The sequence below is a fragment of the Pseudomonas kitaguniensis genome, from assembly GCF_009296165.1.
In the GTDB taxonomy this organism is placed as follows: Bacteria; Pseudomonadota; Gammaproteobacteria; order Pseudomonadales; family Pseudomonadaceae; genus Aquipseudomonas; species Aquipseudomonas kitaguniensis.
On the sequence record NZ_VUAZ01000193.1, the window covers coordinates 1 to 12,456 of the forward strand.

The following is a 12,456-nucleotide window of genomic DNA, read 5'->3' on the forward strand; positions in this document are numbered from 1 at the left end:
TGTCTACCACCGCAAAATGTTGACTGAACCACCCCCATTCTCCAGCAAGCCCCTCCCACAGTGGTTTGTGTAGTTTCAGTCCGACCAGGGCGCCTTGCGGGAATTGTTCAGTTCCACCAGGTAACCATCACCACCCAACTGGCCCATCTGCTGACGAATCCACGCCGCGCGCTGCGCCACATAGGCCGTCGGATGGCTGGCGCTCCACACCCGTGGGTTAGGCAGCACCGCCGCCAGGTAGCTGGCCTGCTGACGCGAAAGCGCTTTGGCGCTCACCCCAAAGTGATGCCGCGCCGCCGCCTCTGCGCCAAACACACCTTCGTCCCATTCCACGCTGTTGAGGTACACCTCAAGAATCCGCTGCTTGGGCCACAACACCTCGATCAGCCCGGTAAACCAGGCTTCCAGGCCTTTGCGCAGATAGCTGCGGCCGGTCCACAGGAACAGGTTTTTCGACACTTGCTGGGTCAAGGTACTGGCCCCGCGAATCGAACCGCCGCGCTCGTTATGCAGCAACGCGGCCTGAATCGCGCCAAAATCAAAGCCCCAGTGCTGCGGGAAGCGCTGGTCTTCACCGGCCATCACCGCCACTTTAAGGTCATCCGAGATCTGGTCCCACGACACCCACGTGCGCTGCAGGTCAATCGGCTCGCCGTCAAACCAGGATTCAACCTTGCGCTCTACCATTAACGCGGTGAACGGCGGCGGCACCACACGAAACAGCAGCACCAGCAACACGCTGCCGATGGCAAACCATTTCACGACTTTGAGAAAACGCTTGAAGAGGATACGCAGCATAGAGATGGCTTGGCCGAACCCGTTGAGCGGGCCATTATACAGACCCGGCCCTTTGAGTCTGATTGGAGTTCCTCATGCTGCGTAGCTTTCTGATGCTGGCTGCCTTTTTCGGCTTCACCGGCGTTGCTCTCGGTGCCTTTGCCGCCCATGGCCTGAAAAACCGTCTGAGCGCCGAGTACCTGGCGATCTTCCACACTGGCGTGACCTACCAGTTAGTACACGCGCTGGCGCTGTTCGGCGTGGCGTTATTGGCCGTGCACATTCCTGGCCGACTGGTGACGTGGGCGGGCATCTCGTTTGTCGTCGGTATCTTGCTGTTCTCCGGCAGCCTGTACGTGCTGACGCTGACCGGCATCAGCAAACTCGGGATCATCACGCCGTTTGGCGGGCTGGCGTTCCTGCTCGGCTGGTTCTTCCTGGGCCTCACCGCTTGGCGCTTGCAGCTGACCGCTTGACGCTCGGTGCTGACCTTTAGTGCCAATCGGGCTAGAATGCTGGCCCCTAAAAACGATGGCGGCCCGTGGCATGCGCATTCTGTTGAACGGCGAACCCTTTGAACTGCCCGACGGCGAAACCGTTGCGGCCCTGTTGACCCGTCTGGACTTAACCGGGCGTCGGGTCGCAGTGGAGCTCAATCAGGACATCGTGCCGCGTAGCCAGCACGCCGAAACCGCGCTCACCGAGGGTGACCAGGTTGAAGTGGTCCACGCCATTGGCGGCGGCTAGTCGCCCGCCGAGATTGTGCAGAACCTCACCCTATTTCGAGGATTTCCCATGAGCATCGTTCGTAGCGACAAGCCCTTCGTCTTGGCCGGTCGTACCTACAGTCGCGTCTTCTGGTGGGCACCGGCAAGTACCGCGACATGGAAGAAACCCGCCTGGCCATTGAAGCCTCCGGCGCCGAGATCGTGACCGTGGCCGTGCGCCGCACAAACATCGGCCAGAACCCGGGCGAACCGAACCTGCTGGATATTCTGCCGCCGGACCGCTACACCATCCTGCCGAACACTGCCGGTTGCTACGACGCCATCGAAGCCGTGCGCACCTGCCGCCTGGCGCGTGAGCTGCTCGACGGCCACAACCTGGTGAAGCTGGAAGTGCTGGCCGACCAGAAAACCCTGTTTCCCAACGTGATCGAAACCCTCAAGGCCGCCGAAACGCTGGTCAAGGAAGGCTTCGACGTGATGGTCTACACCAGCGATGACCCAATCATCGCCCGCCAACTCGCCGAAATTGGCTGCATCGCGGTGATGCCACTGGCTGGCCTGATCGGCACTGGCCTTGGCATCTGCAACCCGTACAACCTGCAGATCATCCTCGAAGAAGCGAAAATTCCGGTGCTGGTGGACGCAGGCGTGGGCACTGCTTCCGACGCCACCATCGCCATGGAACTGGGCTGCGAAGCGGTGCTGATGAATTCGGCCATCGCCAATGCCCAGCAGCCGATCATGATGGCCGAAGCCATGAAACACGCCATCGTCGCGGGCCGCCTGGCTTACCTCGCCGGGCGCATGCCGAAAAAACTGTACGCCAGCGCCTCCTCGCCGCTGGATGGTCTGATCAAGTAAGAGCCATTGATGACTGAATCAAACGAAACGCCGAACACCGTGGACGAAGGCGACGAGTCCAAGCACCGCCGCATCAAGAGTTTTGTGATGCGCGCCGGTCGCATGACCGAAGGCCAGCAAAAAGGGCTGGAGCAGGGTACGCCGCTGTTCGTCTTGCCGCTGGCCGATGCGCCGGTGGATTACGACCAAGTGTTTGGCCGTTCGGCCCCGCGTTCCCTGGAAATCGGCTTCGGCATGGGCCACTCCCTGCTGGAAATGGCGGCGGCCTCGCCGGAACAGGATTTCATCGGTGTTGAAGTGCACCGTCCGGGTGTCGGCGCGCTGCTCAATGGCGTACTGACGCAAGGCCTGACTAACCTGCGCGTGTACGACTGCGACGCGATCGAAGTGCTCAACCGTTGCATCGCCGACAACAGCCTCGACCGCTTGATGCTGTTCTTCCCGGACCCATGGCACAAGTCGCGCCACCACAAGCGTCGCATCGTGCAAGCGTCCTTCGCTGAACTGGTGCGCAGCAAGCTGAAAACCGGCGGCATCCTGCACATGGCCACCGACTGGGAACCGTACGCGGAGTACATGCTGGAAGTGATGGACGTAGCGCCTGGCTATCGCAATTTGGCCGAAGACGGCAAATGCGTGCCACGCCCGGCTGAGCGTCCGATCACCAAGTTCGAACGCCGTGGTGAGCGGTTGGGGCATGGCGTGTGGGATTTGAAGTTCGAGAAGCTGGCTTAATTCGTCTTCGACTTGAAATGCAATCAAATGTGGGAGGGGGCTTGCTCCCGATGGCGGTGAATCAGTCACATTGATGTCGACTGTTAATCAGCCATCGGGAGCAAGCCCCCTCCCACATGTGTATCTGTGTCGGGTGAGGGCTCAGCGGCGGTCGGCGACTACGCCGATCAACACCAGCACCACCACCAACACCGGCGCCAGGCTGTAGTTATTGAACTGGCTGAGCCCGCGCACAATCCACGGCGTGGCGTAGATCAGTGCCGCGCCGCTGCCGACCATGCACACCAGCGCCATCAACGGTACGCGCAAGGCGCCGGCGATACTGCCCAGGCGCCCTTCAACCCAGCCTTTGATGTCGGCGCCGAACAGCACCAGCAGGCAGCCGACAAGCGCCAGCGAGATTTCCAACAGGTTGCTACGGCTCCAGCGCGACGCGGTGGCGAGCAGGTCGAGTACCCAATCCATTCGATTTCCTTAGAGCGTCAGCTCAAAAACTTCTGCAACAGGTCATTGAGAAAGAGTTGCCCGCGGTCGGTCGCCGCCAGGCGTGACGGTTCGACCTGCATTAAGCCACTTTGTTCTGCTTCTGTGCGTGCTTCAGTGAGGCTCGCCAGGTCGAGGCCTGTGCGCTCGGCGTAAAGCCTGGCGTCGACGCCTTCGGTGAGCCGCAACGCGTTCATCAGGAACTCGAAGGGCAGTTCGTCATTGGTCAGTTCTTTCGCGCCGGCCTGAAAGCTTTTGGCCGGGTTCAGGTAGTCCTTAGGCGCGCGGGTCTTCCAGGTGCGCACGATGCGCCCGTCCGGGTGGCTGAGCTTGCCATGGGCGCCGGCGCCGATACCGATAAAGTCGCCGAAGCTCCAGTAATTCAGGTTGTGCCGCGCCGGGCGGCCCGCTTGGGCGTAGGCCGACACCTCGTATTGCGCGTAACCGTGTTCGGCCAGCAACGCCTGGCCCGCTTCCTGGATGTCCCACAGCGTGTCGTCTTCCGGCAGCGCGGGCGGCTGGTTCCAGAACACCGTGTTGGGTTCCAGCGTCAGTTGGTACCACGACAAATGTGTCGGGTTGAGGGCGATGGCCTGGCGCAGGTCGCCCAAGGCGTCTTCCAGTGACTGGTCGGGCAAGCCATGCATCAGGTCCAGGTTGAAGTTATCGAACCCGGCCTGACGCGCCATGCCGGCCGCACGTACGGCTTCGTCGCCGTTGTGGATACGGCCCAGCGCCTGGAGTTTTTCTTGCTGGAAGCTCTGGATGCCAATCGACAGCCGGTTGATCCCCAGCGCGCGGTAGGCCACAAACTTCTCTTGCTCGAAGGTCCCGGGGTTGGCTTCCAGGGTGATCTCGATGTCGGCGGCAAACGCAATGCGCGCCTGTACGCCCTCAAGCAAACGGCCCAGCGCGGCGGCGCTGAACAGGCTGGGCGTACCGCCACCAAAGAAAATCGAACTCAGCTCACGGCCGTAAACCGCGTGCAGGTCTTGATCAAGGTCAGCCAGCAACGCGTCCACGTACTCTTCTTCCGGCAGCACCTTGCTCGCGGTGTGGGAGTTGAAGTCGCAATAAGGGCATTTGCGCACGCACCACGGGATGTGGATGTACAGCGCCAGGGGCGGCAGCAGCGGCAGTGGCGCCCGCGGTGTTTGCGCACCGCCGTGGATCAGCGGCTGCGCAGAGGTGTTCTGGGTCATTTCAGTTCAGGCCCAGACGCTGACGCAGCAGCACCATGGCGCGGGCGCGATGGCTGATTTGGTTCTTGTCCGCCGGGCTCAGTTCAGCGCTCGACACATTACGCTCCGGCACCCAGAACAGCGGGTCGTAGCCAAAACCCTGTTCGCCGCTGGCGGCGTGCAGGATGCGCCCGTGCCACAGGCCTTCACAGAGAATCGGCAACGGGTCATCGGCATGCCGCACCAGCGCCAGCACACACACGAACTGCGCGCCGCGTTGCGCATCCGGCACGTCCTTGAGCGCGTCCAGCAGCTTGGCGTTGTTCGCCGCGTCGCCCTTGCCGTCGGCATAACGCGCCGAGTAAATGCCGGGCGCGCCGCCGAGAAAATCCACCGCCAGGCCCGAGTCATCCGCCAGCGCCGGCAGGCCGGAAATACGCGCGGCATTGCGCGCTTTGAGGATGGCGTTCTCGACGAACGACAGGCCGGTTTCTTCCGGCTCAACCTGGCTGAATTCGCCAATGGAGCGCAGTTGCACGGCCTCACCGAGCATGGCCTGGAGTTCTTTGAGTTTGCCGGCGTTATGGCTGGCCAGTACGAGGTGTGTGAGGTTCATTATTCAGCCGGAAAGAGTTCTTGGACGAAATTGAAACTGTGCGCCTTGCCACCGGTTTCAACGTTGATCGTGAAGGTCCTGAATTCCTGTTGCGGCACCGAATACGGCGCGAGGTAATTGGTCGCGCCTTTTTCGGTGATCTGCTTGAACGTCAGTACTTCGCTCTTGCCGCTCAAGTCTTTGATGGTGCCGGTGACTTGTGCCACCACGGGCGTCACGCCCTTGAACACCGACACATTGATCAAACCCTTGTTCTTGCTGCGCACCACGCCCACCGCCTGCGCGGTTTCGGGCTGCAGGAAGCTGGACGTGAAGGTGTTGTAGCGCACGGTGATGTCGCCAAATTCTTTCTTGCGATCAGGGTCGATAACGTCGGCCGCCATGGCGTTGACGCCAAGCAGTGCGGTCAGTAAAAAAACAGCCAAACGACTCATGTGCGTCCCTCTTGAAAATGATTAGACGGCAATTTTGTGGTCCGCGAGGCCCGGGCTGCTGACCCGGTAAATACCGATTTCGCCCAACAGATTGGGCCATAGTTTACTCGCCCAGCCGTGGCGGTGCTGTTGATCGACAGCAAGGCGGTTGATCACTTTGGCCTCACGCTCGCCGCACAACGCTTCGAAGTCCTGGAAGGTGCAGAAGTGGATGTTCGGCGTGTTGTACCACGTGTATGGGAGGAAGTCCGACACCGGCATCCGGCCCTTGGTGGCCAGGTACCAGCGGCAGCGCCAGTGGCCGAAGTTGGGGAAGGTGATGATGCACTGGCGGCCCACACGCAGCATTTCGTCGAGTATGCGGTCCGGGTAATGCACCGCTTGCAGGGCTTGGGTCATCACCACGATGTCGAAGCTGTTGCTGGCAAAGTTGCCGAGGCCTTTGTCCAGGTCCTGCTCGATCACGTTGATGCCCTTGGCCACGCACTGGGCGATGTTGTCCGGGTCGTTTTCCAGGCCGTAGCCGGTGACTTGCTTGTTGTCGCGCAGCCAGCTCAGCAGTTCGCCATCGCCGCAGCCAAGGTCGAGCACGCGACTGCCGGCGGGGATCCAGTCTTGGATGATTTCCAGGTCGGCTCTCATGGCGTTCTCACAAAATGATGCGGTTCATGTAGTTGCTGAAAGCCTGCAGGTAACGCGGGATCGGAATCAGGAAGGCGTCATGGCCTTGCGGAGCATCGATTTCCAGGTAGCAGACGTCTTTCTTGGCGGCCATCAATGCATCGACCAGCTCACGCGAGCGCGCTGGCGAGAAGCGCCAGTCGGTGGTGAACGACATCACGCAGAACTTGGCCGTGGCGCCTTCGAAGGTTTTTGCCAGGTCGTCATCAAAGTTCGCCGCAGGGTCGAAGTAGTCCAGCGCCTTGGTCATCAGCAGGTAGGTGTTGGCGTCGAAACGCCCGGAAAACTCCTCGCCCTGATAACGCAGGTAGCTTTCCACTTGGAACTCGACGCTGTGGAAGTCGTAATTGAGTTTTTCGCTCTTGAGCCCACGGCCGAATTTCTCGCCCATGGAATCATCGGACAGGTAAGTGATGTGCCCGACCATTCGCGCCAGCATCAAGCCGCGCTTGGGAATCACGCCGGCCTCCTGGAACGAACCGCCGTGGAACTCGGGGTCGGTGAGAATCGCCTGGCGCGCCACTTCGTTGAAGGCGATGTTCTGCGCCGACAACTTGGGAGCCGAGGCAATCGCCAGGCAATGGCGCACGCGGTCCGGGTAGCTGATGGTCCACTGCAGCGCTTGCATGCCGCCGAGGCTGCCGCCGATAACGGCAGCCCATTGGCGAATGCCCAGCAGGTCGGCGAGGCGCGCTTGGCTGTGCACCCAGTCTTCGACGGTGAGCACCGGGAAGTCTGCGCCGAACGGCTTGCCGGTCTCCGGGTTCAGGCTGCTCGGGCCGGTGGAGCCGTTGCAGCCGCCGAGGTTGTTCAGGCTGACGACAAAGAACTTGTCGGTGTCGATGGGCTTGCCGGGGCCGATGCAGCTGTCCCACCAGCCGGGCTTGCGTTCGTCAACGCTGTGAAAACCAGCAGCGTGGTGATGGCCGGACAAGGCGTGGCAGATCAGCACGGCGTTGCTCGCCGTGGCGTTCAGTTGGCCGTAGGTTTCGTAGATCAGGTCATAGGCAGGCAGCGAACGCCCGCAGGCCAAGGCCAGCGGTTCGCCGAAGTGCGCCACTTGGGGCACGACCAGTCCAACAGAATCTTGGGGAAAGGCAGTTGGCATCGACCCTGCTCTCGTTTAAATGAGGCGTAAGTCTAAAGAGCGGGGACCCCAGCGGCAAGCAAAGGCCTGCACCAGTACGCAGATACAAAATGTGGGCGCTGGCTTGCCTGCGATGCAGGCACCAAGGTGTTTCAGTTACACCGCAGTGATTCAATCGCAGCCAAGCCAGCCCCCACACACGCGGCTCGCGAATCAGATCAGCCCGAACAGCTCTTTAGGCATGAACGCATAGTAAGCCAGGCGCGGGATCACCCAGCTTTGCAGCAGCTGGATCGCGATAAACGCGAAAATCGGCGAAATATCCAGGCCACCGAGGTTGGGGATCAACCGACGGAAAGGCGCCAGCACTGGCTCGGTGATTTGGCCCACCAGCTCGGCGCCAGGGCTGCGGCTGCCCGGTGCGACCCACGAGAGGATCACGCTGATGATCATCGACCAGAAGATGATTTTCAAAAACAGCGAGAAAATGCCGATCAGGCCCCATGGCAACAGCAGCACGGTGAAGGCCTGGTAGCCGCTGAGCATCAGGATCACCACAAACAGCGCAATCTGCAGCAGCAGCGCCAGCACCAGCGACGACATATCCAGGCCGAACAGGCTCGGGATCACTCGGCGCAACGGCTTGAGCAGCGGTTGGGTGGCCTTTACCACGAACTGGCAGAGCGGGTTGTAGAAGTTCGCCCGCACCAGTTGCAGGATAAAGCGCATCAGCACGATCAGCAGGTACAGGCTGCCCAAGGTCTGGATGATGAAAATGGCAGCGTCATTGATTCCGAGCATGTTGGTTTCCTATGAAGGGGACGACTATTTGCCCAGTTGCTCGGCCATTTCAGCCGAACGATGCGAGGCAGCACCCAGTGCTTTTTCCACCAGGGCTTCAAAGCCCCCGGCCTGGAACGATTCGATGGCAGCCTGCGTGGTGCCGCCTGGCGACGTTACGCGGCGGCGCAGCTCGGCAGCATCCACTTCGCTGGACACCGCCATTGTCGCAGCGCCCAGAGCCGTTTGCTCGGCAAGCTGCTCGGCAATCTCGCGTGGCAGGCCCAGCTTCACCCCAGCGGCGGTCATGGCTTCGATCAACAGGAAGAAGTAGGCCGGGCCGCTGCCGGACACGGCGGTGACCGCGTCCAGTTGCTGTTCGTGTTCCAGCCACACGGCGATGCCCACCGCAGACAACAGTTCTTGCGCCTGATCACGCTGTGCGGCGTTGACTTCGGCAGTCGCGTACAAGCCGCTCACGCCCTTGCGCAGCAGCGCCGGGGTGTTGGGCATGCAGCGCACGATGGGTTGAGCACCGAGCCATTGGGTCATGCTGGCGCAAGTAATGCCGGCGGCGATCGACACCACCAACTGGTGCGGTTGCAGGCTCGGGCGCAGGCTTTCGCACACGGCCTTCATGGCTTGCGGCTTGACCGCCAGCACGATGACATCAACGCCCTGGATGGCCTCGGCATTGTCGGCAAACGTTTCAATGCCGTGCTCGGCGCTGACGCGGGCGCGGGTCTCGGCGCCCGGGTCGCTGGCGCGGATCTGCGCCGCCTCCAGGCCTTTGGCCCGCAGGCCACCGATCAGGCTGGCCGCCATGTTACCGGCGCCGATAAAGGCAATACGCGTGTTGCTCATGACAGGTCCTTATTCAGAGGGAAGTCAGCCATTTCACGGCTGGCCGTAGTCGCGGGCGCCAAACAGCGCGGTACCGATCCGCACCCACGTGGCGCCTTGGGCGATGGCCGACTCAAGGTCGTGGCTCATGCCCATGGAAAGTGTGTCGAGCGGCAGGTTCAAGCTGGCTTGCAACTCGCTGACGGTAGCGAACGCTGCGTCTTGCGCGGCGCGGTCGTCCGTCGGCTCAGGAATTGCCATCAGGCCACGCAGCTTCAGGCGCGGCAGGGCGCTGATCGCATTGGCCAGGGCCGGCAGGTCGGCGGGCGTACAGCCGGACTTGCTGGCTTCGCCACTGACGTTGACCTGAATGCAGATATTCAGCGGCGGCAGCTCGGCCGGGCGTTGTTCGGACAGGCGTTGTGCGATTTTCAGGCGTTCCACGGAATGCACCCAAGCGAAGTTCTCGGCGATAGCGCGCGTCTTGTTCGATTGAATGGGGCCGATGAAGTGCCAACTCAAGGGCAGGTCGGTTAATTCGGCCTGTTTGCTCAAGGCTTCCTGCAGGTAGTTCTCGCCAAAATCGCGGGCCCCGGCGGCAAACGCTTCGCGCACGGCTTGCGCGGGTTTGGTCTTGCTCACGGCCAGCAGGTGAATGCTGCTTTCGTCACGTTGCACGGCGTGGGCCGCGGCACGGATACGCTCGCTAACCAAACCAATGTTGTCTGCTATCGTCGACATTCAAGATGCACCCGTGGATATGGAGTCCGCGGCATTCTACTGGAAATGGAAAGCCCTATGGATATCACTGAATTGCTCACGGCCAGCGTGCGCCGTGGCGCCTCCGACCTGCATTTGTCGGCCGGGCTGGCACCGATGCTGCGCGTCGATGGCGAGGTCTGGCCGCTGGATGGGCCGGCGCTTTCACCGCCGCAAGTTGCGGACTTATTGAGCCCTTTGCTCAGCCAATACCAACAAAAGGATTTCGAAACATCTCTTGAAACGGATTTTGCCTTTGAACTGCCGGGCGTCGCGCGGTTCAGGGCGAATGTATTTCAGCAGGATCGCGGCATGGGCGCGGTGTTTCGTACGATTCCGGCACAGGTGCAAAGCCTGGAAGGCCTGGGGCTGGGGCCTGTGTTTCAGCGCATTGCCGAGTTGCCGCGCGGCCTGGTGTTGGTCACCGGGCCTACCGGGTGCGGCAAGTCCACCACACTGGCGGCGATGATCGACTACCTCAACCGGCACCGGCGTCAGCACATCCTCACCCTGGAAGACCCCATCGAATTTATCCACACGCCGCAACTGGCATTGATCAACCAGCGGCAGGTGCACCGTGATACCCACAGTTTTTCGGTAGCGCTGCGTTCGGCGCTGCGCGAAGACCCGGATGTGATTCTGGTGGGCGAATTGCGTGACCTCGAAACCATCCGCCTGGCGCTGACCGCGGCCGAGACCGGGCATCTGGTCTTTGGCACCTTGCACACAACCTCGGCGGCGAAAACCGTAGACCGGCTGGTCGATGTATTCCCGGCGGGGGAAAAGGCCATGGTGCGCTCGATGCTGTCTGAGTCGTTGCAGGCGGTGGTGGCCCAGGTGCTGGTGAAAAAGGTCGGCGGTGGGCGAGTGGCGGCGCACGAAATCATGCTGGGCACACCGGCCATTCGTAATTTGATTCGCGAGGACAAGGTGGCGCAGATGGTTTCAGCGATTCAGACCGGCGGGGCGCTGGGCATGAAGACGCTGGACATGAGTTTGAAGGCGTTGGTCGGCGAGGGGGTGGTTAGCCTGGAAGACGCGCGCGGGCAGGCGAGGGTGCCAGCAGACCTATGAGGCCGCTCGGCAAATCAAATCAAATGCGGGAGGAAGCAGCGCCCCCTCCCACATGTTTACCGCATTCAGCCCGGTATCAGCGCTGCACAATCCGCAGATTGCTTTGTTCTTTAGGCAGAACACGTTTGGCAACCACGTAGTTCTTGTCCCAGAACGGCTTTTTCAGCGTGTCGATGCTCACCGCTTTGCCACGGCTTGGGGCGTGGATAAAGCGATCGTTGCCCATGTAGATGGCAACGTGGTTGACCTGGCGGCTCTTCAATTTGAAGAACAACAGGTCGCCCGGTTTCAAGTCTTTGCGATCAACCTTCATCCCGTGGCCAGCGGCCATGGCGTTGGAGGTGCGCGGCAAATCCACAGCTTTTACGTCGTTAAACGCATATTTCACCAAACCACTGCAGTCGAACCCTTTACTTGGGCTGCTGCCGCCCCAACGATAAGGAGTGCCGAGCACGTTAACGGCGCGGCTGAGGACGTTGCTGCTTTGCTTGGTGTTAACCGCCATAAGACCGGGAGTGGCTTTACCGTTGTGGGCCTTGCTCAATTGAGTTGGGCGTTTAACAGTCAGCTTTGCGGTTTTGGCAGTGCCTGGAGCGCTATGAACTTTAGGGGTAAAACCGTTAACGTTAGGAAGTCGTTGCTCACGATTGGTGGCGTGGGCGGCCAGTGGCATTAATAGGCAGATGGTTAGCCATGTCTTGAAAAATGGTCGCATTCGGCGTGGCTCTTTTAGGTTTGCGCGCAACTTTATAACAGCTTTTTGTGTCGTTCTCAGGCCGTTTGTCGACTGAACCCTGGGGTCAAATTCGTTAAAACGCGATGAATTGACGCTATTGTCCGACAGAAGTCAGGTGGCATAAGGCTTTGCGGGAAGGAAGATACCATTTGCCGTGCGTCGGGCGCCGTAAAAAAGTCACAAAGAAAATGAAAAAATTTATCTATCGAGGCAAAAGAGGTACGTCATGAACACCTATCGACAGGATTATTCGCAGCAGGACACCCACAGCAAGGTGATTGGTTACCTGCTTTGGATTTTAGGTTTTACCGGGGCGCATCGTTTCTATTACGGCAAACCTGTGACCGGGACGATCTGGTTTTTCACCTTTGGCTTGTTCGGTATCGGCTGGCTGATTGACGTGTTCCTGATCCCGGCCATGGACCGTGAAGCGGACCTGCGTTTTACCGCCGGGCCTATCGAATACAACGTGGCCTGGATACTGCTGGCGTTCCTGGGTGTGTTCGGCGTGCACCGCATGTACCAGGGCAAATGGATCACCGGCCTGATTTACCTGCTGACCGGCGGTTTGTTTCTGGTAGGGGTGCTGTATGACTTCTGGACGCTGAACACGCAGGTGTCGATCCGCAATGCCGAGCGCATCGGCGGCGCTGAGTCTGTTGATCGTTCCCACGCGCGTGG

General features: G+C 60.6%; 16 protein-coding genes and 1 pseudogene. 6 read left to right on the forward strand and 11 right to left on the reverse strand.

What is annotated here, in order from left to right:
* Positions 1-75 precede the first annotated feature (75 nt).
* Positions 76-798: a monofunctional biosynthetic peptidoglycan transglycosylase gene (mtgA, locus tag F0169_RS25815; protein ID WP_058414561.1), complete on the reverse strand. Its 723-nt coding sequence runs from the start codon at positions 796-798 to the stop codon at positions 76-78.
* 74 nt (positions 799-872) lie between these two features.
* On the opposite strand from mtgA, the gene F0169_RS25820 reads away from it, so the two are divergent.
* The 4 genes and pseudogenes from F0169_RS25820 (at position 873) to trmB (ending at position 3,101) form a co-directional block, all read left to right on the forward strand.
* Complete coding sequence (locus F0169_RS25820; protein WP_152747998.1) at positions 873-1,253, forward strand: DUF423 domain-containing protein; 381 nt, start codon at positions 873-875, stop codon at positions 1,251-1,253.
* A gap of 70 nt (positions 1,254-1,323) precedes the next feature.
* Positions 1,324-1,524 (forward strand): sulfur carrier protein ThiS, encoded by a 201-nt coding sequence (thiS, locus tag F0169_RS25825; protein WP_058414559.1) that lies wholly within the window; start codon positions 1,324-1,326, stop codon positions 1,522-1,524.
* A gap of 48 nt (positions 1,525-1,572) precedes the next feature.
* Positions 1,573-2,366 (forward strand): annotated as a pseudogene (locus tag F0169_RS25830) (thiazole synthase).
* 9 nt (positions 2,367-2,375) lie between these two features.
* Positions 2,376-3,101: a tRNA (guanosine(46)-N7)-methyltransferase TrmB gene (gene trmB, locus F0169_RS25835; protein WP_058414558.1), complete on the forward strand. Its 726-nt coding sequence runs from the start codon at positions 2,376-2,378 to the stop codon at positions 3,099-3,101.
* Positions 3,102-3,242: 141 nt separating this feature from the next.
* Here the strand turns inward: trmB and F0169_RS25840 are convergent, their stop codons facing one another.
* From F0169_RS25840 to F0169_RS25885, 9 genes are all read right to left on the reverse strand, one after another.
* A complete protein-coding gene (locus F0169_RS25840) occupies positions 3,243-3,566 on the reverse strand; it encodes a DUF3392 domain-containing protein (RefSeq protein ID WP_152748000.1) in 324 nt (107 codons plus the stop codon).
* Between the two features lie 17 nt (positions 3,567-3,583).
* Complete coding sequence (hemW, locus tag F0169_RS25845; protein WP_058414556.1) at positions 3,584-4,786, reverse strand: radical SAM family heme chaperone HemW; 1,203 nt, start codon at positions 4,784-4,786, stop codon at positions 3,584-3,586.
* A 1-nt stretch (position 4,787) separates the two neighbouring features.
* Entirely contained in the window at positions 4,788-5,381 is a 594-nt protein-coding gene (gene rdgB / locus F0169_RS25850; protein WP_152748001.1) for an RdgB/HAM1 family non-canonical purine NTP pyrophosphatase, read from the reverse strand.
* Positions 5,381-5,815: a DUF4426 domain-containing protein gene (locus tag F0169_RS25855; RefSeq protein WP_058414554.1), complete on the reverse strand. Its 435-nt coding sequence runs from the start codon at positions 5,813-5,815 to the stop codon at positions 5,381-5,383. Before F0169_RS25855 ends, rdgB begins: the two co-directional genes overlap by 1 nt.
* A gap of 21 nt (positions 5,816-5,836) precedes the next feature.
* Positions 5,837-6,457, reverse strand: a complete 621-nt coding sequence (gene metW / locus F0169_RS25860) for a methionine biosynthesis protein MetW (RefSeq protein ID WP_058414553.1) — start codon at positions 6,455-6,457, stop codon at positions 5,837-5,839.
* Between the two features lie 7 nt (positions 6,458-6,464).
* A complete protein-coding gene (gene metX / locus F0169_RS25865) occupies positions 6,465-7,604 on the reverse strand; it encodes a homoserine O-succinyltransferase MetX (protein ID WP_058414552.1) in 1,140 nt (379 codons plus the stop codon).
* A 192-nt stretch (positions 7,605-7,796) separates the two neighbouring features.
* Positions 7,797-8,384, reverse strand: coding sequence for a YggT family protein (locus F0169_RS25875; RefSeq protein ID WP_058414551.1), 588 nt, complete (start codon positions 8,382-8,384; stop codon positions 7,797-7,799).
* 24 nt (positions 8,385-8,408) lie between these two features.
* Positions 8,409-9,227, reverse strand: a complete 819-nt coding sequence (gene proC, locus F0169_RS25880; protein ID WP_152748003.1) for a pyrroline-5-carboxylate reductase — start codon at positions 9,225-9,227, stop codon at positions 8,409-8,411.
* 33 nt (positions 9,228-9,260) lie between these two features.
* Positions 9,261-9,947 carry a YggS family pyridoxal phosphate-dependent enzyme gene (locus tag F0169_RS25885; RefSeq protein ID WP_152748004.1) on the reverse strand — a complete coding sequence of 229 codons (687 nt, stop codon included), beginning with the start codon at positions 9,945-9,947 and terminating at the stop codon, positions 9,261-9,263.
* Positions 9,948-10,004: 57 nt separating this feature from the next.
* Between F0169_RS25885 and F0169_RS25890 the strand changes: the two genes are divergently transcribed.
* Positions 10,005-11,039, forward strand: coding sequence for a type IV pilus twitching motility protein PilT (locus tag F0169_RS25890; RefSeq protein ID WP_058414548.1), 1,035 nt, complete (start codon positions 10,005-10,007; stop codon positions 11,037-11,039).
* A gap of 76 nt (positions 11,040-11,115) precedes the next feature.
* Here F0169_RS25890 and F0169_RS25895 read toward each other — a convergent pair whose 3' ends face one another.
* The gene (locus F0169_RS25895; protein WP_099234834.1) at positions 11,116-11,754 is read right to left on the reverse strand and encodes a C40 family peptidase; all 639 of its coding nucleotides are present in this window, start codon (positions 11,752-11,754) and stop codon (positions 11,116-11,118) included.
* Positions 11,755-12,001: 247 nt separating this feature from the next.
* Here F0169_RS25895 and F0169_RS25900 point away from each other — a divergent pair.
* Positions 12,002-12,456: NINE protein (locus F0169_RS25900; RefSeq protein ID WP_152748005.1), on the forward strand; the 455-nt coding region annotated here is incomplete at its 3' end.